General features: G+C 27.7%; 22 protein-coding genes. 5 read left to right on the top strand and 17 right to left on the bottom strand.

Annotated elements, in window-relative coordinates; genetic code table 11:
• Positions 1–169: 169 nt before the first annotated feature.
• From ACRC03_RS01935 to ACRC03_RS02000, 14 genes are all read right to left on the bottom strand, one after another.
• A complete protein-coding gene (locus tag ACRC03_RS01935) occupies positions 170–1,042 on the bottom strand; it encodes an aldose 1-epimerase family protein (protein ID WP_438650866.1) in 873 nt (290 codons plus the stop codon).
• A 160-nt stretch (positions 1,043–1,202) separates the two neighbouring features.
• Entirely contained in the window at positions 1,203–3,548 is a 2,346-nt protein-coding gene (locus ACRC03_RS01940) for an ATP-dependent DNA helicase (protein WP_438650867.1), read from the bottom strand.
• Positions 3,549–3,749: 201 nt separating this feature from the next.
• Positions 3,750–4,628, bottom strand: coding sequence for a YARHG domain-containing protein (locus ACRC03_RS01945; RefSeq protein WP_438650868.1), 879 nt, complete (start codon positions 4,626–4,628; stop codon positions 3,750–3,752).
• A 154-nt stretch (positions 4,629–4,782) separates the two neighbouring features.
• Complete coding sequence (locus tag ACRC03_RS01950) at positions 4,783–5,895, bottom strand: hypothetical protein (protein WP_438650869.1); 1,113 nt, start codon at positions 5,893–5,895, stop codon at positions 4,783–4,785.
• 38 nt (positions 5,896–5,933) lie between these two features.
• Positions 5,934–6,548 (bottom strand): hypothetical protein, encoded by a 615-nt coding sequence (locus ACRC03_RS01955; RefSeq protein WP_438650870.1) that lies wholly within the window; start codon positions 6,546–6,548, stop codon positions 5,934–5,936.
• Positions 6,549–7,066: 518 nt separating this feature from the next.
• Positions 7,067–8,341 carry an Nramp family divalent metal transporter gene (locus ACRC03_RS01960; protein WP_438650871.1) on the bottom strand — a complete coding sequence of 425 codons (1,275 nt, stop codon included), beginning with the start codon at positions 8,339–8,341 and terminating at the stop codon, positions 7,067–7,069.
• A 42-nt stretch (positions 8,342–8,383) separates the two neighbouring features.
• A complete protein-coding gene (locus ACRC03_RS01965; protein ID WP_438650872.1) occupies positions 8,384–9,151 on the bottom strand; it encodes a LamB/YcsF family protein in 768 nt (255 codons plus the stop codon).
• Positions 9,152–9,224: 73 nt separating this feature from the next.
• The gene (locus ACRC03_RS01970; RefSeq protein ID WP_438650873.1) at positions 9,225–10,565 is read right to left on the bottom strand and encodes an acetyl-CoA carboxylase biotin carboxylase subunit; all 1,341 of its coding nucleotides are present in this window, start codon (positions 10,563–10,565) and stop codon (positions 9,225–9,227) included.
• 16 nt (positions 10,566–10,581) lie between these two features.
• Positions 10,582–11,019 carry an acetyl-CoA carboxylase biotin carboxyl carrier protein gene (gene accB, locus ACRC03_RS01975; RefSeq protein WP_438650874.1) on the bottom strand — a complete coding sequence of 146 codons (438 nt, stop codon included), beginning with the start codon at positions 11,017–11,019 and terminating at the stop codon, positions 10,582–10,584.
• Between the two features lie 12 nt (positions 11,020–11,031).
• Positions 11,032–12,048 (bottom strand): biotin-dependent carboxyltransferase family protein, encoded by a 1,017-nt coding sequence (locus tag ACRC03_RS01980; RefSeq protein WP_438650875.1) that lies wholly within the window; start codon positions 12,046–12,048, stop codon positions 11,032–11,034.
• On the bottom strand, positions 12,036–12,770 hold the full coding sequence (gene pxpB, locus ACRC03_RS01985) for a 5-oxoprolinase subunit PxpB (protein WP_438650876.1): 735 nt from the start codon (positions 12,768–12,770) through the stop codon (positions 12,036–12,038). Before pxpB ends, ACRC03_RS01980 begins: the two co-directional genes overlap by 13 nt.
• Positions 12,771–13,023: 253 nt before the next feature.
• On the bottom strand, positions 13,024–14,562 hold the full coding sequence (gene yjeM / locus ACRC03_RS01990; protein WP_438650877.1) for a glutamate/gamma-aminobutyrate family transporter YjeM: 1,539 nt from the start codon (positions 14,560–14,562) through the stop codon (positions 13,024–13,026).
• A 509-nt stretch (positions 14,563–15,071) separates the two neighbouring features.
• Positions 15,072–15,977 (bottom strand): hypothetical protein, encoded by a 906-nt coding sequence (locus ACRC03_RS01995; protein WP_438650878.1) that lies wholly within the window; start codon positions 15,975–15,977, stop codon positions 15,072–15,074.
• Positions 15,978–16,437: 460 nt separating this feature from the next.
• The gene (locus tag ACRC03_RS02000) at positions 16,438–16,971 is read right to left on the bottom strand and encodes a GNAT family N-acetyltransferase (protein WP_438650879.1); all 534 of its coding nucleotides are present in this window, start codon (positions 16,969–16,971) and stop codon (positions 16,438–16,440) included.
• A 365-nt stretch (positions 16,972–17,336) separates the two neighbouring features.
• On the opposite strand from ACRC03_RS02000, the gene ACRC03_RS02005 reads away from it, so the two are divergent.
• The 5 genes from ACRC03_RS02005 (at position 17,337) to ACRC03_RS02025 (ending at position 18,981) form a co-directional block, all read left to right on the top strand.
• Positions 17,337–17,801, top strand: coding sequence for a DUF5058 family protein (locus tag ACRC03_RS02005; RefSeq protein WP_438650880.1), 465 nt, complete (start codon positions 17,337–17,339; stop codon positions 17,799–17,801).
• Positions 17,802–17,820: 19 nt separating this feature from the next.
• Positions 17,821–18,051 carry a hypothetical protein gene (locus ACRC03_RS02010; RefSeq protein ID WP_438650881.1) on the top strand — a complete coding sequence of 77 codons (231 nt, stop codon included), beginning with the start codon at positions 17,821–17,823 and terminating at the stop codon, positions 18,049–18,051.
• Between the two features lie 2 nt (positions 18,052–18,053).
• The gene (locus tag ACRC03_RS02015) at positions 18,054–18,242 is read left to right on the top strand and encodes a hypothetical protein (RefSeq protein ID WP_438650882.1); all 189 of its coding nucleotides are present in this window, start codon (positions 18,054–18,056) and stop codon (positions 18,240–18,242) included.
• A 69-nt stretch (positions 18,243–18,311) separates the two neighbouring features.
• Entirely contained in the window at positions 18,312–18,437 is a 126-nt protein-coding gene (locus ACRC03_RS02020; protein WP_438650883.1) for a hypothetical protein, read from the top strand.
• Positions 18,418–18,981 (top strand): hypothetical protein, encoded by a 564-nt coding sequence (locus ACRC03_RS02025; protein WP_438650884.1) that lies wholly within the window; start codon positions 18,418–18,420, stop codon positions 18,979–18,981. The genes ACRC03_RS02020 and ACRC03_RS02025 overlap by 20 nt, the downstream gene beginning before the upstream one ends.
• A gap of 146 nt (positions 18,982–19,127) precedes the next feature.
• Here ACRC03_RS02025 and ACRC03_RS02030 read toward each other — a convergent pair whose 3' ends face one another.
• From ACRC03_RS02030 to ACRC03_RS02040, 3 genes are read right to left on the bottom strand one after another with little or no spacing between them, the layout of a single operon-like run.
• The gene (locus ACRC03_RS02030; RefSeq protein ID WP_438650885.1) at positions 19,128–19,913 is read right to left on the bottom strand and encodes an OAM dimerization domain-containing protein; all 786 of its coding nucleotides are present in this window, start codon (positions 19,911–19,913) and stop codon (positions 19,128–19,130) included.
• Positions 19,913–21,490: a lysine 5,6-aminomutase subunit alpha gene (locus tag ACRC03_RS02035; RefSeq protein ID WP_438650886.1), complete on the bottom strand. Its 1,578-nt coding sequence runs from the start codon at positions 21,488–21,490 to the stop codon at positions 19,913–19,915. Before ACRC03_RS02035 ends, ACRC03_RS02030 begins: the two co-directional genes overlap by 1 nt.
• A gap of 20 nt (positions 21,491–21,510) precedes the next feature.
• Positions 21,511–22,791 (bottom strand): MutS-related protein, encoded by a 1,281-nt coding sequence (locus ACRC03_RS02040; RefSeq protein WP_438650887.1) that lies wholly within the window; start codon positions 22,789–22,791, stop codon positions 21,511–21,513.
• Positions 22,792–22,843 lie beyond the last annotated feature (52 nt).

Consider the following 22,843-nt stretch of genomic DNA (forward strand, 5'->3'; position numbering starts at 1 on the left):
TTCCATATTCCCCCTTCGGCTTCCTTCAGACTCACCGTTACCAGTGACGCCCTTGCTTACGGGTTATCTTCCTGTTGGTTAGGCGATAAGGTTTCTTTCAACCTATCGGCTCAGTAGACATGCTGAACGTACAAAAAAGTAAACTTTTTCAAGTTTACTTCTAATTTCATTATATTAAGCTTATGCTATACTTACATTTAAACTCTTCATTTATTTCTAATTTGTTAATACCTAACTTAGTACTATAATCCTTATTACTGTTTACTTCATCCGCAACTCCATACCATGGTTCTATGCATAAGAAAGGTGCTACAGTATCATTTTCTTTGTAATAAGGTGACCAGATTCCTACGTAAGGGAAGTTGTCAAATGTAACTTTAATTTTTTCTTTACTTTTAGTAGAATTTATAGTAATTTCATCTACACCACTATATACAAGAGCATCATTTTCAAATAAATTTGCTCTTAAGTCTAATTTTTCTATACCTTCTATTTCCTTGTTGCTACCAACATAAGGACCTTCTAAGGTATATTGTTTTACATTGTCTCTATTTCTAAAAGTTAAGAAACAATCTTCTATATTATCTTCCTTGCTAAACGGTACATTAAATGCAGGGTGAGCTCCTATAGAGAAGAAGATTTCTTTATCATCTAAATTTTTTACTACCCACGTTACATCAACCTTAGAATCTTCAAGTTTATATATTATATTTAATTTAAATTTATATGGATATTTTTTTAAAGTTTCTTCATTATACTGTAATGAAAACTCCATACTATCTTCAGTTTTATTTAATAGTTCAAACTCCATATCTCTAGCAAATCCATGTTGACCCATTTGATATTTTTCACCTTGTATGTAAGTTTCATTATCATTAAGTCTTCCTACTATTGGAAATAATACAGGTGAATATCTCCCCCAATATTTACTGTCTCCATTCCATAAGTATTCTTTACTATTTTCTTTAGAATAAATTCTACACAGTTCCGCTCCAGAGTCATTTACTTGTATTATTATATTCTTATTTTCTAAAATATTCATATAACCACCAATGTCCTTTTTATTATTTAAAATTTTATTACCTTCTAATTATATTTTTATTGTTATTTTTTTTCAATATATATTGTTATATAATAAAACTATTTTAGAACTTTTATTACATAATCTATAGAATTACTTAGTTATCTAGATTAAATACTTACTAACTATTCTGCTTATCCCAAAACTCATTACATAAAGCTAATACATCTTCACTTCTTCTAATTCTGTAATTTGGATACCATTCATGAGGAAACAAGCTCGCATAACGCTTTTGAGAATATCTACTGTCTAATAACATAATTACCCCCTTATCCTCATCAGTTCTAATACATCTACCTGCTGCTTGAAGTACTTTTATCATACCAGGATAAACATAGGCATAATCAAACCCTTTATTGTCTTCATTCATGTTATTTTTTATAATATCTCTATCTATACCTATTTGTGGCATACCTACCCCTACAATAATAACACCTATAAGTTTGTCATTAGTTAAATCTATTCCTTCCGAAAAATGACCTCCTAAAACACAAAAACCTACATGAGTATCTTCATTTTCTTCATCAAACATAGATAAAAATTCTTCTTTAGCTTCTTCACTCATGTTACTTTCTTGTATAGTTGCATTAATTTCAGGGTTATTATCCTTAAGTTTCTCATATACAAGTTCCATATATTTGTAGGATGGGAAAAACACCATGTAATTTCCTTTTTTACCTTGTACACAATTTACTATGTACTTTACTATTTCTTCACTAGTTTCTTCTCTTTTGTTGTAAGTAGTTGCTATGTTGTCTCCTATTAATAGAAGCCTATTATATACCTCAAAAGGACTTTTTAAGTTTATTAAGTAATCATCTTCCAATGCCCCATACATCATTTTAAAGTAATCCATAGGTATTAATGTTGCTGAAAATATTATTGAAGATTTAGCTTTTTGCATTTTAGCTTTAATTTCTTTAGATGGATTGGCACAATATAACTTTACACTTCCTCCTGAAAAATCATTTGTAAATACAGTAGTGTAATTTTCATCATATAGCTCACTAATTGATAAAAATTTATATACATCAAAATATAAATCCATTACTTCTTGGTTTTCTTCTTTGTTATTTGATAAGTATTCATCCATAAATTTTATAAACATACTTAAAATACCACACAACTCTATTGGTGAATCTTCTTCTACTAAATTAATTTCATCTAAAGATTTTAATATTTTTATTTTATCTTTAAAATAATTTTCTATTTCTTTTATGGTTTTGGTAAGCCTTTTATCTTTTTTACCTAAAACTTTTCTTATCTTAGTAAAGCTTTCTTCATTTATAGATGATGAATACATCTCTCGTGCTCTATCTACTAGATTATGACTTTCATCTATTAAAAAAGTGTAATCAGTAGTTTTGACTTCAAAGAATCTTTTTAAGTAAACTCTTGGATCAAAAACATAGTTATAATCACATATTATTACATCACTAAATAAGGTTAAGTCTAAAGAAAGTTCAAAAGGACAAAGTTTGTATTCTTCGCTAATTTTTTCTATACTTGTCCTACTGTAATCATTGTATTTTGATGCAACTTCTTTTAATGCACTATTTATTCTATCGTAATAGCCTTTAGCATAAGGACAATACTCTGGATTGCAATTTGTCTCTTCCATTTTACAAATCTTGTCTTTAGCTGTTATTGTTACAGACTTTATTTCTAAGCCTTGTTTTTTCATTAAAGCTACACTACTCTGAGCAACTTCTCTAGTTATTGTTTTTGCTGTAAGATAAAATATTTTTGAAGTTTGTCCTTCTCCCATAGCTTTAATAGTTGGAAATAAGGTGGATATAGTCTTGCCTGTACCTGTAGGAGCTTGTGCAAAACATTTTTTTCCATCTACTATACTTTTATAAACTCTAACTGCAAATTCTCTTTGCCCTGGTCTATAATTTTCAAAAGGGAAGGTTAGCTCTTTTATACTTTTATTCCTTTTTTCTATCCATAGGCCTTCGATTTCTGCCCAATCCTTGTATTCTTTAATCAGCCAAAAGAAAAATTCTTCTAGTTCTTTAAATTCAAAATTTTTCCTCAGGATTCTAGTTGATTTATTATCTATATTATAATAGGTTATTTGTATATCAATATTTTCTAGACCATTTTGAACACAGTATATATAACCATAGCACTTTGCTTGAGCCCAGTGCAGTGGATTATATTCTTCGTCTATTAGAAGAAGGTCTTTGGTAGTAGTTTTAATTTCATCTATTATTATTTTTTCATTTTCTGTTAAAATTCCATCTACTCTTCCTTCTACTTGAAACTCTAAATTTTCATAGTTAAAATTATGTTTTAAACTTACTTCGGCACTGTAATTATCACCGTAAGATTTTTGAACTTTTTGGTGACCTCTTATGCCTTCAATTGCTTTGACACTTCCTACATATCTGTTATCTATGCTACCTTGTCTCATTATAAATTCTACTAAATTTCTTATTGATAGTTTTATTACTTTATTCATTTTAATTTCCTCATATGTTTAGCTATTTTATATTTTTAATAGCAATTTAAATACTACACTTATATTAGCATTATTTTGTATTTTTTAAAACAAAGACAAAATAAAAGAGCTTAGAAATTTCTTATTAAAAATTTCTAAGCTTTCTTATTAATGTATATATATTAATTGTATATTTTCTAATTATACCTATTCTTACTATATTTATTCTAAGCTTTTTATCAATTCAACATTATATTTTTCTACATCATTTAAGTAGCTAAAATCTCCTTTAACGTATTGATTTGGAAAATACCAAAGCATACTACCGAAATACTGTCTATATTTTTCAGTTTTGAAAATATACCCATGTCTTGCATAAATTTCATTTCTGATGTAACCTAAAGTTTCTCTATCATAACTACTCAATACTTCTACAGTTAAATATCTAATATCACTATCAGGAATGATATAATAATCATACAGGTCACCATTATATACTGGTTGCTGATTATTGTATACAGATATATTCTGAGTTACATCAGGCTTATCTTTTTCATTCTGAACTGCCATTAAATCACTATAATATTCAAAAGTCTTAGTATTATAATTATAATTTTCAGCTTTAGCTAAATATTTCCATGTTGTTTCATAATTTTTATTATTGAAGTTTTCTTTTGCCTTATTTACATATGCTTTTATATATAAGTTGTTTAAGTCACTATCTTTTACTATTCCTTTTAAATTAGATAATGTACTCTCAAAATTTTCATCCAATTTTATTTTATCATTTATCTTATCTATTATATCACTAGAATACTTTACTTTTAATGCCTCTATATAATACTCTATAGATACATTTATTGAGTTTTCTTTATCGCCTTTCATAGTATAATAGTTATACATTATATCATCTTTAAATAATATTACCCCTCCAAAAACAAGTACGATAATTATTGCCAAGGCAATTATTATTTTGTTTATTTTTTTCTCTGGAGTAACTTTAGTTTCTTTAATATTATTTTCTTCAATTTTACTTCCACAGTTAGGGCAAAATATACTTTTATCGTCTAGTTGGGCACCACATTTATTACAATTTTTCAAATTGACACCCCCAATATATAGTTTTTATATTATATTACATAAATCTCTTATATATAACTAACTATATTGTCCTATTTTAATTATTGCCCAAGTAATATTTTCCCTACTTCAATTATTGTCTGAGTAATATCTTTTAAAGTTATAATCATTAATTTTAAAGTTTATAATCATAAATTTCATTATAATATTTTATAAAACCTTGGTTAGCATTTCTTTTGAACATATTTTTTATTTCTTCATCATTGTAATTTAAAATACTAACTATTAATTCATAAAAGTTTATATTTCCATTTGCAGTTTCAAACAATAGTTGTTTAATAACTGCATCTCTTTGAATAATTTCTAGAGTATAAAAAAGATTTTTTTGATTTATGCTGGCCATGTATTCCCTTGAATTCGACTTAAGGCACCCATATTTTTCTTTAGCTTCTACACTTTTATCTTTTCTTTCTTTATAAAATTCCAAATAGTAATAATAAACACCCTTTAATAGTTCTAATTTATAGTGTTTCACATAAATTTTTGTAAAATTAAGGCTGTTTGTTTCTTCTAAAATTTTATTTTTTAATCTATAAGGCTCTAGAGGTGAAATTATAAAACTATTATTATTAATTATTTTTAAATTTTCTTCATTTATTAATTTGTAACTTTTCATTATTTCCGTATAACTTGAATTTGTTAAAGCAAGAGTAGTCTGCATATTTTTTATATTATTTAATATATTTTTTTCTAGTCTATATTTATCCCATATGAGAATATCTATATCTTCATTATAATTATTTTCATTATTTGACCATAATGATATTGTACTAATATTACTGTTACCAGTAATCATCATTTTTATATTGAAATCATCTAGCTTTATAGCAACTTTGTTATAGTAGTTTTTTTGTTTTGTTGTATATAGTTCAATTTTTATCTCATCATTTTCTAGCATTTTTTCTAATTCAAAGGCAAAGCAAACCATATCTTTTTTATACTTATCGTCTTGCATACTTCCAATTAACTTAATAGTTGGATTTTCACAACCATTAAAACCTTCTAATATACAATTCTTAAAGTTTTCTCTTGTGTAAATTTTTGACTTCCTTATATATACATCTTCTTTCGTTTCATCTTCACAATTTCTTTTATAACCTTTATCAAAAACTGTTTTTCTCATAGATGGATATACTAATATTAGTGTATTTCCTTTTGCTCTAAATAACTGATATAAACTTTGGGTGAAGAGAGAATTATCCTTATTATTTCTACTTAATATGCTCACTTGCACTTAAATCTCCTCCAACTTAAACTATATTCTATCTAATCAATGTTTTTCTTTATTAATTTAATCTTATAATTACTTTCTTTAATATCTTTGTTTAATGGCAGATATGTATTGTTAAAGTATTTTTTTATTTTAAGGTAATTTATTTCATTGCCACTAGAATTAATAAAGTGCTTTATCAATTCTATTTTATCTTTATCTAATTCATTTTTTTTATTTTCTTCTCTAGTTCTATTTATGTAATTTAAATATTTAGCCAAGATTTCTTCAGCTTTTAGTTTTTCCCATTCATATTTACATTCCTCTATGTTTTTTATTAACCTTCTTATTAGTTGTACAGAAGATTTTATTTCAATGCTATGGTAATCTTGTTTTTTAATTAGTTCTTGAAGGTTGTCCTTTTTAATTTTATATAATTCTTTTCCTCTAATTTTTCTATTCAAGTATGTATGAAAATAATCACTTTCATAGCAAATTTCTAAAACTTGCTTTTCTTCTGTATCCTGTATATCCACTATATAGGATTTTATAACTTTTTCTACTTCTTTTTTCTTTCTAGTTAATATTTTAATTTCTTCATCAATTTCATTAGAGTACTCTATAAGTTTATCTATTATAAATTTTAATTCTTTATCTTCTTTTATATCCATACAAACCACCTCATATAAAAACTTATGTGGTTTTCATAAATATAATTACAAAATTTAGCCTTAAATAAGAAATACTTATTTGCCCTCCAACTCTACCACCTAATTGTCCATTTTCATGCGCTATATGATTTCCACCATCTACATTATTACTAGAGATTTCTATTTCATTTAATCTATTGAATTTTTTTTGTTTTTTTATTATACTTAACTTTAGTCAAAGGATGTGATTTAATTTGTTTAAACTAAAAAACTTAGCAACTCTATCGTATGTATTTATTTTTATAGGAATTTTGCTTTTTGTAGGATATATGGCTACTGGAAATGTACTTTTAGGTGTAATAGCTTTAATAGTTTCATATGCTGCTGTTTTTATTTACTACTATATTCATTATAAATTTACAAGCGAGATAAAATGGCTTAGTGTGATAATTTATATATTATTAGGTTTAATAATATTGTTCTCTATAATTTAAATATTTTTAATAAAAATAAGGCCTCTTATATAGAGACCTTATTTTTTATAAGAACAGACTTTTTATTGTAGATACAAATGATAATAGTGAACGGTAGCTTATTGCTAGAGTTACTCCTACTATACATAATCCTAAAATATTGTTCCACAGTTTATTTTTGTATTCTCCTAAATCCTTGTGATTTAAAACATATATTAAGAATATAGCTATTATTGGTAGTATTATAGCATTAGCTGCTTGAGCTATTAATATTAATTCTGTTGGACTTGAAGACATTCCTAAAGCACTTAACGCTATACCTACACCTAACACTATCATCCATACAGCTTTAAATTTACCACTCTTCATATCTTTCTTATATCCTAGTGCTCCAGTTGTTGCAAATGCCGCTGATAAAGGAGCTGTAATTGCTGAAGTAAATCCTGCTGCAAATAATCCTATTCCAAAGAACCATTTTGCCCATGAACCAAGTAGTGGCTCTAGTTGCTGTGCCATTACTGCACCACTATCTACTCCAATTCCTGTTCCATAGAAAGATGCAGATGCAGATATTATAACTGCCATAGATATTAATCCACCTAATCCTATAGATACTATAGTATCTATTCTAGCATTTTTTATATCTGATTTGTTTTTCCAACGTTCTGATACTGATGATGCATGTAAAAATAAGTTATAAGGAACTACTGTAGTACCTATAAGTCCAACAATTGTTAACCAATCATTTGCACCTGCACTTGGTATAAACATACCCTTTATTATCGCTCCTAAGTCTGGTTTTGAGACTATTGCAGTAGTAAAGAAGGTTACACTCATTACTAGAACTAAACCGATTAGTATTTTTTCTATTTTCTTATAATTTCCTGACCATAATAAAGTAAATGCTAATATTCCCAGTACTGGACCCCAAATTTGATTTGGCACAGATGGTACTAATGTAGACAGTCCCATTGAGCCTCCAACCAAGTTTCCTGTTTCGTAAGCTATGTTACCTACAAAAATAGCTACTATAACAATAAATACAGCAATTCCTTTTAGTGTTTTATTCGCTATTTTTTCTCTAATATTTTCTCCAAGTCCCTTTTGAGTTACTATTCCTAATCTAGCAGACATTTCTTGAAATATCATTGTAGCTATTGTAGAAAATAACATTGCCCATAATAAAGTATACCCACTACTTGCTCCCGATTTAGTACACGTTGTTATTGTTCCTGGCCCGATAAATCCAGCTGCGATTAATGCTCCTGGTCCGATATTTCTTAGTCTTTCTTTAAACTTACTTTCTTTTACATTTGAAAATTTAGTTTTTGAATTTTCCATATAACTTCCCCCTTTTTTAATACCTTACTAAAATACGCAAAATTAAATAAATTCATTAAATGGTTTGATTTCTATATTTTCTTCTTTTAATTTTCTTTTTATTTTCTTCACAAACTCTAAAGCTTTTTCTCCATCTCCATGTACACATATAGAGTCAACTTCTATATCTATGTATTTTCCTGTAATAGACTTTACTCTTTTTTTCTGTATCATTTCTATTACTCTGGATATAGCCAAATCTTCATCATGTATAATTGCACCTTCTTTGTTTCTACTTACTAGTGAACCATCCTCTTCATAAGCTCTATCTGCAAATACTTCTTTTGCATATTTTATTCCTACATCCTTTGCCGCCTTTATCATTTGACTATTATATAAACCTAGTAGTATTAATTCACAGTCAAATTCATATATAGCTTCACATATAGCCTTTGCTAATTTATAGTCTTTAGCAGCCATATTGTAGAAAGCTCCATGAGGTTTTACATGAGATAGTTTTACGTTGCTACACTTACAGAATGAGTATAATGCTCCAATTTGATATTTTATATAAGATTTAGCTTCATCTATTGATATATCCATATTTCTTCTTCCAAATCCTACCAAATCAGGGTAACCAGGATGAGCACCTATTGATACATTATTTTCTTTTGCCAAAGCTACTGTTTTGTCCATTACTAAAGGATCTGAAGCGTGAAATCCACAAGCTATATTTGCAGAAGATATGTATTTAATTACTTCTTCATCTAATCCTAACTTATATCTTCCAAAGCTTTCTCCTAAGTCGCAATTTAAATCTACTTTCAACATCTATCTCCCCCCAGCTCATCCTATTATTTCTTCATTATATATGTTATTATCATGCATCCTAATGAATTAGGAATTACTCTAATAACTCTGCTATAAATCCAGTATTTGCATTTCCTTCTATATACGTTTTATTATTCATTATTGAGTACTGAAAGTTTGCGTTAGTTTTAATTCCACCTACAACTAATTCCTCTAAAGCAACCTTCATTTTTTCTATTGCTTCTTTTCTATTACTTCCATGAACTATTACTTTAGCTATCATAGAATCGTAATTTGGTGGAATTTTATAACCATTATAAAGAGCTGTATCAACTCTAACTCCATAGCCTCCTGGTAAATGTAATGCTGTAATTTTCCCTGGGGATGGCATAAAGTTATTAGCTGGATTTTCTGCATTTATTCTACATTCAATGGAGTGACCTTTAATACGAACTTCTTCTTGAGATAAAGATAACTTTTCTCCCATAGCTATCCTTATTTGTTCTTTTATTAAGTCGATACCTGTAACCATTTCTGTAACTGGATGTTCTACTTGAATTCTAGTGTTCATTTCTATAAAGTAAAAATTAGAATTTTCATCTACTAAAAACTCAATAGTCCCTGCATTTTCATAGTTTACAGCTTTAGCTGCTTTTACTGCACATTGGCCTAATTTTTGTCTAGTTTCTTCATTTAAAAATGCTGATGGTGCTTCTTCAATCATTTTCTGATGCATCCTTTGTATAGAACAATCTCTTTCTCCTAAATGAATTACATTTCCATATTTGTCTCCTAAAATTTGAACTTCTATATGCTTAGGATTTTTAATGTACTTTTCTATGTACATAGTGTTATCATTAAAAGCATTTAATGATTCATTTTGAGCTAGATTAAATAGTCTAGTAAATTTAATTTCATCTTCTACTATCCTCATACCTTTGCCGCCTCCACCAGAAGAAGCCTTTACAATTACAGGATAGCCTATCTCATTTGCAATTTTTTTGCCTTCTTCACTATCATAGATGGGATTTTGACTCCCTGGTACAACTGAAACTCGAGCATTTATCATAGTTTCTCTTGCTTTTGATTTATTTCCCATAGCGTCTATAATGCTACTGTTGGGACCTATGAATTTTATGTTGTTACTTTTGCATAAGTTAACGAACTTACTGTTTTCAGATAGAAAACCAAATCCTGGATGAATTGCATCGGAGTTTGTAACTAATGCTGCAGTTATAATTTTATTCATATCCAAGTAGCTTTCCTTTGGATTTGATGGTCCTATACATATTTTTTCATCTGCCAGTTCTGTATGAAGAGAGTTTTTATCTACTTCAGAGTAAACTGCTACAGTTTTTATTCCTAATAACTTACTTGCACGTATTATTCTTACTGCAATTTCTCCTCTATTTGCTATTAATATTTTATTAAACATAATCTACTCTCCATAATTAACTTAATTTAACTTTTACTAAGCATTGACCATATTCTACGATTTGCTCATTTTCCATTAGTATTTCTTCTACTACTCCATCATGATTAGATTTCACTTCATTCATCATTTTCATTGCCTCTATAATACCAATGACTTGACCATTAGTTATTTTATCTCCAACAGAAATAAAAGGTTTCTCATCTAGTGATGATGCACCATAAAAAGTTCCGACTAATGTGGATTTTATATATTCAAAATTATCTTCTTTGGCTATATCTAATTTTTCAATATGGTTACTAACTAATTCCTCCGATTTTAAATTATTAGCTACTTCATGAATAATTTCACATTTTTTCTCTAGTTTTATTTCAGTATCTCCTTCTTTGTAAGCAAACTTAGTTAAAGATGATTTTTCTACTACTTCTATTAATTTTAGTAATTTATCGTAATCCATAATATCCCCCCATTATTCATTACTACTTAGTATTAATTTTTCTATACGATTAGAGGTATTTCTAGGATTTAACACCTCTACACAGGATTTATTTACTATTTTTTTTATATTCTCAATAATTAGCAATTCTTCTCTATAAAGTTTTTGAGCTTTATCTATATCTATCTGCTCAAATTGTATTCTATCTCCAACTTTTCCTTGAGCCAATTTATGTATATCAACAGATACAACTGTTCCTATTTTTGTATATCCTCCAGTTGTTTGTCTATCACTAAGCATTATAATTGGTTTTCCATGAGATGGCACTTGAATTGATCCTAAAACTATTCCATCCGAAATTATATCTGCAGATTCTTTATGCTCTATAACTGGACCATCTAATCTACATCCCATTCTGTCAAATTCTTTAGTTATTTCATATTCCTTAGAAAAAAAGGTTTCTATTCCTTTTTTAGTAAATGCATCATCTTGTGGTCCAAGTATCACTCTTAAAGTTATATTATTTTCATATATTTCTTCATTACTGATCTTTCTTGATAAGAAGTTAGGTAAGTATTCTTTAGGTGAGTTAAATTTTATAAAATCTCCCTGTTTTAATGTATTTCCTTTATATCCCCCCATTGAACACTTTACATTTGTAGATTTACTTCCCATTACTAAGGGAATTTCTAATCCTCCTGAAAATGATATATAAGCTCTAGCTCCAGCTTTAGCACTTTCAAAACTTAAAATATCTTTACTTTTTACTAAAATAGCTTTATACATTTCTATATTTTTTCCATTTATTTTTGGAGATAAATCTCCTCCTGTTACAGCAATAATATTATTTTTTGTGAATTCTATAGTAGGACCTACTAAAGTTGCTTCTAGTCCTGCTTCAAATTCATCGTTTCCTACAAGTATATTTGCAATTGTAAGTGCTTTTTTATCCATTGCTCCACATACTGAAAAACCTGAATCTTGATAACCAATTCTTCCATAGTCTTGCAGTGTAGTGTACATACCACCATTATGAATTATAATCCCCAATATCCTTCACTCCTCTCAATAATATTACAATTATAAGATTCTTTATTTACCAAATCTTTTATCTTAAAAAAGTCTTTTTTATTAATTTGAGTAAATTTTATATAATCTCCAGATCTATATAATACTGGATTTTCTCTATTAATATCATAAGGCTTAACTGGTGTTCTCCCTATTATTCTCCAACCTCCAGGTGAAGCTAACGGATAAATTCCAGTTTGCTCTCCTCCAATACCAACTGCGCCCGCCTCTAGTCTTACTCTTGGATTTGTTAATCTTGGTGTAACAAGTTTTTTATCCATCCCTCCTAAATAAGCGAATCCTGGTAAAAAACCTAGCATATATATTAAGTATTCCTGTGAACTATGAATTTTTATTATTTCATCTTTAGATAAATTAGTATAATCACTCACAAAGTCTAAATCTACTCCAAATTCTTCATCATAGCAAACTGGGATTTCTATTATTCTTTTTTTATTATTTACTTTTGTATCTAATTCTTTTGATAAATTAGAAAGTATTTCTTTTACTTCATTGAAATATAATTTTGAAGGATCATAATATACAAGTAATGATTTAAACGATGGAACCGTTTCAATAATTCCTTCAATTTCAGAAGCTTTTATTAAATCATTAAAATTTTTTATTTTATTATTTATTTCAGGGTTAATCTCATTCCCAAACTCTATAGATACCGCACAATCCCCTAATATCAAGTATTCCACTTATTTTACACCCCACTTAGAAGTATTCTATTATGTATGTATTGCTTTTTATTAAGTATATGTTAAAAATGTAAAAAATGCAATATTTTTTTAAAATATTGCATTTTTCATTTTAGCCGAACTATAACTTATTTTTTTGATGTTATATCAATTTACTCAATATATACTTTGCATATAATAAAAAATCCTATAGAGCAGACTTTTTAGTTGTCCATTCTATAGGATATATTTTAACTTCTAAGATATATTCTTATTAGTTAGCTTTTTTATTTAAAATATTTTTACTTTTACTTTTATTTTCATAAATTGTAAACAACACAAATCCTATTATAGAGAAAGTTACTGGACCAGCTATCATAGCTACAGTTTGAACCATACCTTCTTTAGATGATAGAGCTGGTTCTATTATTGTAAATAGATTTGCAAATCCTACAACTCCTGTAACTGCTATTGAAGCTGCTAAAGCTACCCCATATGATTTATATGCTACATATGCTTTTTCTACTTTACCTTCTAATTGCTTTTTCTTAAATTTAGGGAAAGCAATTGATAAGAACATGTATGGTATTGTCATTGCAACGTTAGTCATTAGTACTAATATAGAGAAGAATTCAGAAGCATTATCTCCACCAAATGAAACTAAAATTATCATAAATATAACTATTCCTGCTTGCACCTTCATTGCATTTATTGGCATTCCATTTTTTATTTCACCTAATTTACCAGGCCAAACTTTTTTGGGAGCACCTTGTATTAATGTCTTAAGAGGTGAATAAGATAAAGTAAAGAATGCACCTGTTAAAGCTAAGAACATTGATAAACCAACAAATCTAGCAGCCCAAGTTCCCATTGCTAAAGATACTGCTTCACTTAATCCAAATGCTTGTCCTATTTTAAGTCCTAAGTTACCCATTAATATATATGCAACATTAGCCATATTTACATTGTTTCCACCTAAAACTTCATTCCAGTTAGTAAATGTACCACAAGCAAATATTCCTAATGCATATCCTAAAGATATAACTATCGCTGATATTACTAATCCTTTAGGGAAAGTTTTTTCAGCATTTTCTGTTTGGTCAACTAGACCACCTAAAACTTCTAATCCTCCAAATGCAAATATTGCAAATGTTAAGAATGACAATACCGAAAGTATACTTTGGTATGAAGGATTTGGAGAATTTATAAATGAAGATGCCACACTAGTTATCGGCTCTGCTAATTCACCAGTTAATGCTACTACTAATATACCCCCACCTAGTAAAACTACATTTAATAATGTAACTGCAGTACCACCAACTGAAGTTATTTTACTTATTTTTTCAAGACCTTTAGTTGATACAAATGTAACTAAAGCTATCCAGATTACTCCTAATATTCCTAAAGTTTGAATTGAATTTAATCCAAATAATGACCATGTACTAGTTAAATCTGAACCAAATACTGCATTTGATAAAGGTATCCATATTGTTGATGATACGTTTACCATCCATATTATGTAAGATGCATACCACATAAATGTTCCTATAAATGCATACTTAGGACCTACTGATTTTTCCATCCATGAATACATTCCACCTGATTCTTTTTTGAAAGATGAACCATATTCAGCCATCATAAGTGCGAATGGTATGAAGAAGAATATTGCCCCAAATACATACCACGGAATTGCAGCATATCCCATTAAGTAATATGCTCTTGGCATATTAGCGAACCCAAATACTGATGTAAATATCATAAGTATTAAAGGTACTAAAGTTAATTTTTTTGTATTATTCCCTTGTTGCGACATTTTGTCTCCCTCTTTTCAATTTTTGAAATTTTTATTAGAATAACACCATTGTTATTTTTTAACAATACGTTTTATTAAACACGTAATATTTTAAATTTTAAAATTTGTTTGTATTTTAAATTTGTTTTTTTTGTATATTCAAATATTTTTTTATATAAAATATGTTTTTTATTTAATATTGTAATAAACATTTTCTTTTATATATTTTTAATTAGTTTTAAAAACATTTATTAATAAATTGAATAAATTATAAAATCCATTTCAATATTATTAATTTTTAAAAATTATTTTATTTTGTTAAATTTATGTTATTAAGACTAATTTATATATTTTTTCAAATATTCCACTTTTAGATGTATCCTTAGTTATATGTCATTTTTTTTTACAAAGGTTTTAGCCCCACAAAAAAGTGGTTAAAATCAGAAAATATTTTCTAATTTTAACCACCTTTTTTACGCTTAAGGATATTATATTACCTCAAAAACTGTGGATAAGTTGCTATATTTATTTTATATTTGTACTTTAGGAAATATTAATATTTTATTTTCTGGTTTATCATCTTCACATAAGTCTTGTACTATATAATCCTTATCTAGAATATATTTTTTAGCAAAATCAGAAACTTCAATTAATACTTTATCTATTTCTTCTTTTTTATTGCTAATTTTATTAGGTATGAACTTATAGTTTCTTTCTAAAGTTAAATCCTTTAATGCCCCTCCAAAAATTATCCTATCTTCTATTTCTAATGTTGTGTTATATAAATTACATGTATCTATTCCTAATTCTTTATCAATTTTACTTATTAAGCTATTTGCTTGATTTTTAGCTTCATCATTCCATTCTTTTGGCTGTTGTGTATATGGTTGTCCATCATTAAAGTAATTTATAAATTTTAACTTTTCTACATCAAAAGTTCCTTCTTCTGCTAAAACATATAATCTATTGAAAAGTATTTCTGTTAGACTATTAGTGAAATCTGTAAAAACTTCACATACTTTTATTTTTGAATTTAATATTTCATCAAATCTCTTATTAATATTTGTATAGGTATATATATCTAATTTTTCAATTAATTCATTTTTTGAATCTTTTATTTTTTCTATTATACTTGTATTTTTTCTAATTTTTTCAGAATACATTTTGCGTAATTCTTGTAATTCAACTTGGTACTGTCTAACTATTTCTTCATATTTTTTTTGATCTAAATGATGTTTATAATATTCTAGAAGATTGTTTACTGAATTTATATTCATTTCTATATCAGTAGTAATAACATCTTCTCTATAAACAGTCTTAATATTACCATATATATCAAATATAATTAATGATGAATCTTCTCTTTTTTCAATAACTATTCCTTCATAACTATCTCCAAGTTCCGTAAATGATATTAAATTCCCCTCTGAATACATAATCTTGACCTCCCAAATATTAAAACTAATTATACTTACCTTACCATTCTATCTTTTTCTAATTAAGCCACAATTTCTATTATAGCAAATTTTGTATATTATTATAAGTTATATATATATTGTTATCTATATCATTACAAACAATAATTCCTATTTTAGCATTAGGTAATAGACCCAAAATTTTTCTTCAATTATAATTTTTTAATTTTTATATCCTCCTTAGTTATTTATTTATCTTATTTTTATTTTAGTCCAGTTACCTTTTAAAAATCTAGTTAATAATATTATAAAAGGGGTTATCGAGTATTTGATTCTTACTCAAGTATGGGTATTACGAAAATAGCTAAATATAATTAATAAAGGTGGACACATTAGTTTTAACGTGTCCACCTTTATTAAAATAGCATCATTTACCCAAAAATGAGTAAGAACCATAAAACTCAACTTGCCCTTTAAAAAATTATATCATTAACCCCATACTCACTAAATCCGAGAATTCTCCATCTATACAAACTTCATTCTTTAATATTCCTTCTACTTCAAATCCACACTTTTTATATAGTTCTATTGCATTTGGATTATTTTGGCTAGATACCAAACTTATTTTTTTAGTTATTTTATTTGATTTACACCAATCTATTAAGTAGTCCATAATTATTCTACCTAGCCCTATATTGCAATACTCTTTTTTTATAACAATCCCTAAAATCCCAACATGTTTTCCTTTTTTCTTTTGATTTGATGATATAGTACCTATTCCAATTATCTTATCATCTACTAATGCAATTATCATCGTATTATTGTTTGACTCATTGCATGATTTAATAATACTTGCTTGTTGTTCTACACTAACCCTATACTCACCTTCACAGAATGAAAGAAAAGTAGTTTCCCCTCCAACTATATTATAAAAATCAATAATATTTTTTGCATCATATTCCTCTGCATTTCTTAGTTCAGCTAATTGGCCATTTTTCATCTCTACTGTATTCATATTTATCCCCTATTTCTAATTTTTATATATATAATACTATTTATATAGTTTTTATTCAATATTTTTCCATTATTTCCTTAACAGCTCTGTCGTTGCATAAAAATATTCTCTTACTATTTTATTAAATAAATCTTTTCCAAAATTTAGGATTAAACTTTTTTAAAATAATAACTATAATTTAATATTATTTATTTTTTTAATTTTGTATTTTACGACTTTTTATTTCTTTTATCTGTATTTTTTAACATTTTTATTGACTTTGAAATATTTTTCCTTTGTCATTTGTTTAGGACATATTTTTGACACGTCTAAACAAATTTGTCAAAAATATTAAAATTATTTATTTTATATTAGGAGGAATAAACATGAATTATTTAGAAATTGCAAATCATCCACTTATGTGGGTTGGTGCTGAAGCTGTTGGTGAAACTTTAGGCGCTGGTATGAGTACTACAGCTTTCGCAACTTCAGTTTGGGTAATGGTTTTAGGTTCTTTAGGTTGGTTAATATTCACACTTTTATTTACTGATAAAATGGATAAAGTCAATCACTTACTATCAAAAGGTAATGAAAAATTAGTTCCTATAATATCAGCTTGTGCTATGTTAGGTGCTTTTGCTTACTTAGCATCAGGAAACTTTATAACTGGTGAAGGTTCAGTTACATTTACTTCTCCATCTGCAATAGCAACTATAATCGGATGTGTAATAATGATGATTTTATCTAAAATAGCTAAAGATAAAAATATACAATGGATAAAAGAATGGGCTTTATCTTTCGCAATATTTGGCGGAATGATAATAAGTACAGTTATAGTAAATATGATGTAATCTGAAGGAGGATACAAAAATGAACAACAATTACTATTCAAAAAATTATATCCCTAGTATAACTAAATGTGGTAAAGCAACTTTATTATTAGGAATTATATTATGTTTTGGACCTATCGTTGTAGTGTCTGGAATATTCGGAATTATGCCACCAATAGCAGCTATAATAGCTGGTACAGTATCTCAAATAAGTGTTAGTGGTACATATATGACATTTATATCTGGTAATACATCTAACATATCGGAATAGCGGTGTCTATAATAGTTAATATAGTTATATTATCTTTAGGTGTAGTATTCGGACAAGCAATATTATCAGTATTACCACCTGCAGTAACAGCATCATTTGACTTTATATTACCTGCATTATTCGGTACAATATTAATTGGTAAGAAAATAACTGAATTAGAAGAAGCAAAAGCTAGCCAAAAGGCTGTTTAATATAAATTGGCTGCATTTTAAAATGCAGTCATTTTAATAAATACTATTAATTAAAAGGGAGATATTCATATGTTATCTAAAGAAAGATTAGTAAATAATTTTATAGAAATGGTTAAAATAGACAGTCCTTCTAATCAAGAATTAGAAATGGCAACATGGTTAGTTAATTACTTAAATGAAAGGAGATGTTGTTAATGTTGTTCCATCTAAGGTTACTATGGAGGCTATGGTTAGAGCTGCCAGTATAGATGCTATGATGGATGCTAATAAGAAGATAAATAGATCTTTAAATGCTGCTGAAATGGCTCTTGGCGGTGAAGTTATAATAGAAGACTGTATAGGATATCTTCATCTTAATTCAGATGATAGTATGGATTCTGTATTTAAGAAAAACTTTGTAGAGCTTATGGGTGGTAATGATGATACTATAACAGATATTATAGCTACTGCTGGATCTACTGATTTTGGTGATATTTCTCAATTAATGCCTTGTATACACCCTTGGATAGGGGGCGTTTCAGGTGCTCTTCATACTAAGGATTATGAAATGAGTGATGAGGGGTTAGCTTATATAGTTCCTGCTAAAGCTATGGCTATGACGTTGATTGATTTATTATACGATGATGCTAAGGTTTCTAAGGATATATTAAATGATTTTAATCCAACGTTTAGTAAAGATACTTACTTAGAGTTTATGGATGAAAATACTAATACTTATGTATTTAACTATAATATATAAAAGTCTTATATAAAATCCAACAAAATAAAATATAAGATTAATCAATATGAACTAATATGAGTTCATACTGATACAACTAAAGAGAGTCTAATATAAGACTCTCTTCTCTTTTGCATTCTTTATCCTACATGTGATGTATTATTTATTTATACTAAATTTCTGTTTACTAACTCCTCAACGAAGAAGCTTCCAACATCTTGTGCAAATTTACCAGGACCAAATCCTGCATCATATCCTAATTCTTTTGCTAATTCATGGCTTACTCTTGGTCCTCCACAAAGAAGTACCACTTTATCACGAAGTCCTTCTGCTTCTAATAATTCCACTAAGTTAGTTAAATTTTCTATATGAACATTTTTTTGAGTTACAGTTTGTGAAACTAATAATACATCTGCATTAAGATCTACTGCTTTTTTTATAAATTCTTCATTTGGAACTTGACTTCCTAAGTTATATGCTTCTATTCCTTTATATCTTTCAAGTCCATAATTTCCTGCGTAACCTTTCATATTCATGATTGCATCTATACCAACCGTATGGGCATCTGTTCCTGTACTAGCTCCAACTACAACTACATCTCTTTTTATATTTTCTTTTATATATTTTTCTATTTCATATTTATCCATTGTATTTTCTTGTGCTACTTCTACATGTATATCTTCGTAGTTTATTCCCTTTTCTAAACTTCCATATGCAACATAGAAGGTAAACTCGCTATCAAGTGCTTTATGGTGAGCAACATTTATATCACTAAGTCCCATATTCTTAGCAGTAAGTTTAGCAGCTTCTATACCTTTTTCATCATCTTTTATGGGTAATGTAAAACTTACTTGCACCTTTGCATCATTTAAAGTATCTCCGTACGGCTTTATGTTTTTCAAATCAATATTCTTATCGTACTCTTTATTGTCCATAGAATATAATCCGCTCATTAACAGTTACCCCCTAATACTAACTCTTTGTCTAACATTAACTCTATAAATGGATTGAAGTATACACTTTCTTTCATAACAACTCCATCAAGACCTTTTCCTCCATCTACAGGTCTTTTTATTCCTGCAAACTTACCTTGTTCTAATGTTTTGAATAATCCTTCTTTTTCTATCTCTGCTATTAGTTCATAAGCCTTATTTAAAACTTCATCAACTCTATTACACATAATTCCATCTTTTTTAAACTCTATTTCACTACCTAAGTCTTTCATAGTATTGAATATATACTGAGCATTATCAATTGAAATCGCTCTATCTGATATAAATGGAGTATGTATAGCTTCAGTAAGCATACCTAATAAGTGTAATTTTTGTCCTGTCATTATTGTTACCATATTAAATAATGCATCTTGTACTTGTCCTTTAAATATATCACCTGTCATAAACTTAGTCGGTGGCATATACTTAAGAGGTGCTTTAGGGAATATTTCTCTAGCCATTTGAGCTTGAGCTAATTCATATAAAAATCCATTTTCAACATCTGGACTTATTTCAAATGCATGTCCTAGCCCCATTTGTTCTTCTGGAAGTCCTGCAACTAATGCAAATTGTTCATTTATAAATTGAGATGCAAGTACAGTATGTGCTTCTTCTACTGCATCAGCTGTTGTTAAGTAGTTGTCTTCACCAGTATTTATTATAACACCAGCAAATCCATTTATTATTCTTGAGAAATATTGATCTATCATTGTTCTTTTCATGTTTATATCTCTAAATAATATTCCGTATAAGGCATCATTTAGCATTACATCTAATCTATTTTGAGCTCCAAGAGCTGCTATTTCTGGCATACATAACCCTGAACAGTAGTTACAAAGTCTTATATATCTTCCAAGTTCTGATCCTACTTTATCTAGTGCTTCTCTCATTAATCTAAAGTTTTCACCAGTAGCATAAGTACCACCAAATCCTTCAGTAGTAGCACCATACGGAACATAGTCAAGTAAACTTTGTCCAGTTGTTCTTATTACTGCTATTATATCTGCCCCTTGTTTAGCTGCAGCTACTGCTTGAGTTATATCTTCATATATATTTCCAGTTGCAACTATTACGTATAAATATGGTCCTGTTTTATCTCCATACTCATTTAGAAAGTTTTCTCTTTTACTTCTATTCTCTTTTATTTGTTCTACACTTTTTTTAGCTATTTCATTTATTTTAAGCTTTACTTCAAATACATCATTTTCCTTAAGTGAACATAAATCTAATTCACCTTCAGATATTTTTTCCGCTATTTCTTGTGAACTAAGACCTGTATTTATCATAGCATTACCTATATAGTAAGCTACACCCATTCCCAAAGAACCATTATTTGAATTTTTTATACTTTCTACAACTATGTTTGGTAATGGTACACCAAATTCATCTACACCATCTACACCTAGTAATCTAAGTACAGTTCTTTCTACTGATACTGTAGTATGTTTATTTATAAATGCTTGTGTATCTATTACTATACTGTGTGCTGATTCACGAGCCTTCTCAACTATGCTAAAATCTAAATTTAATTTACTCATATTAATTCCCCCTTGACCGCTTATTTACTTAATTTGTCCGCTATATTAATTATTTCATTATCAAGTCCTAGTAACTTACATATATTTATAGCATCTTTTGGAACTTTAGCTTCTTTATCTACTTTTTCTAGTCTATAATCCATGTATTCTTGAAGTAGTTTTATACTATTGAAATTCTTACCATTTCCAATTTTTAAGTCTATTTGACGTTTTAAACCTTCAAAGTCTACATTCTTAAGTCCTCTAACCTGATAATATGTAGCATCATCTATATTTATATCATCTAGATGTGTAGATATTAAGCTTACAGAGTTATACTTTTTAAAGTATTCACATGTAGCTTTTAAAAGTACTCTTCCTTCTATTGGGTTGGTTCCTCTTGCAAATTCATCTAATGCCACAAACCCATCTCTTATCTTCATAAATTTTGTTATTTCTTTTAGTTTTATAATTTCCGCTCCAAATGTACTTAGACCTTTATTTATATCCTGCATATCATCACTTACTACATATATAAAGTCTAGTATGCATAAGTTCGCTTCTTTTGCAAAAACATAAAATCCACATTGAAATAGATATAAATTAAGTGCTATAGTTTTAATACTTACACTTTTACCGCCCATGTTAGCACCACTTATTATGGTTATTTTTTTGTCTATTTCTATGCTTATAGGTATATATTTTTTACCTTGTGAACTTAAAAGTCTTTCTAAATTTGGATCTAGAAGATCTTTAAAATATATTTTATTTTCATTATTTATACTAGGTTTTATAGCATTGTATTTAATTGCTAAATTAGCTTTGGCAATAAGTAAGTCTAATTTTCCTATAGATTTTATATTTTCATTTATATCATTTAGGTAATTATATAACTTTTCACTCAAAGCTTTTCTTATTTTTAATTCTTCTTGTTCTTCCTGAACAACTATTTCAAGTCTTTCTTTTTTTAACATTTCAATTTTTTCTATATCAGCTTCACTAAATATAGTTTTTTCTATGTTTATTTTATTTTGCCTGATACGTAATAATCGCTTACTATATGCACCATATATTTGAAATGTCGTCAACTTCAAATCATCCGGATCTAATAGTTTTACTATTGCATCTACACTTTTATATTTTATATAGTCTACTTTTATATTTAGTTTGGAGTAGTTTTCTATTATTTTATTAGAACTTACAGCAAAGTTTTTAATTTCAAACAGTTCTATTTCATCTAATATATTTTTGTTTTCTAATCTATTTATAGTATTCTTTATATTTTTAATTTTACAGAATTCATATTGTATATTGTCATACACAATTTTATTTTCTTTTTGACTGCTTATTATTTCTTCAATATAGTTAAGTTCT

The organism is Romboutsia sp., assembly GCF_051659545.1.
Taxonomy (GTDB): domain Bacteria; phylum Bacillota; class Clostridia; order Peptostreptococcales; family Peptostreptococcaceae; genus JBOFOR01.

Coding starts and splice junctions, on each gene's coding strand:
- ACRC03_RS02005 (WP_438650880.1), top strand. CDS start 17,337: ATGAATTATTTAGAAATTGCAAATCATCCACTTATGTGGGTTGGTGCT.
- yjeM (WP_438650877.1), bottom strand. CDS start 14,562: ATGTCGCAACAAGGGAATAATACAAAAAAATTAACTTTAGTACCTTTA.
- ACRC03_RS01995 (WP_438650878.1), bottom strand. CDS start 15,977: ATGTATTCAGAGGGGAATTTAATATCATTTACGGAACTTGGAGATAGT.
- ACRC03_RS02010 (WP_438650881.1), top strand. CDS start 17,821: ATGAACAACAATTACTATTCAAAAAATTATATCCCTAGTATAACTAAA.
- ACRC03_RS01965 (WP_438650872.1), bottom strand. CDS start 9,151: ATGTTGAAAGTAGATTTAAATTGCGACTTAGGAGAAAGCTTTGGAAGA.
- ACRC03_RS01960 (WP_438650871.1), bottom strand. CDS start 8,341: ATGGAAAATTCAAAAACTAAATTTTCAAATGTAAAAGAAAGTAAGTTT.
- ACRC03_RS02025 (WP_438650884.1), top strand. CDS start 18,418: ATGAAAGGAGATGTTGTTAATGTTGTTCCATCTAAGGTTACTATGGAG.
- ACRC03_RS02000 (WP_438650879.1), bottom strand. CDS start 16,971: ATGAATACAGTAGAGATGAAAAATGGCCAATTAGCTGAACTAAGAAAT.
- accB (WP_438650874.1), bottom strand. CDS start 11,019: ATGGATTACGATAAATTACTAAAATTAATAGAAGTAGTAGAAAAATCA.
- ACRC03_RS01935 (WP_438650866.1), bottom strand. CDS start 1,042: ATGAATATTTTAGAAAATAAGAATATAATAATACAAGTAAATGACTCT.
- ACRC03_RS01955 (WP_438650870.1), bottom strand. CDS start 6,548: ATGGATATAAAAGAAGATAAAGAATTAAAATTTATAATAGATAAACTT.
- ACRC03_RS02030 (WP_438650885.1), bottom strand. CDS start 19,913: ATGAGCGGATTATATTCTATGGACAATAAAGAGTACGATAAGAATATT.
- ACRC03_RS01970 (WP_438650873.1), bottom strand. CDS start 10,565: ATGTTTAATAAAATATTAATAGCAAATAGAGGAGAAATTGCAGTAAGA.
- ACRC03_RS02020 (WP_438650883.1), top strand. CDS start 18,312: ATGTTATCTAAAGAAAGATTAGTAAATAATTTTATAGAAATGGTTAAA.
- ACRC03_RS02035 (WP_438650886.1), bottom strand. CDS start 21,490: ATGAGTAAATTAAATTTAGATTTTAGCATAGTTGAGAAGGCTCGTGAA.
- ACRC03_RS01940 (WP_438650867.1), bottom strand. CDS start 3,548: ATGAATAAAGTAATAAAACTATCAATAAGAAATTTAGTAGAATTTATA.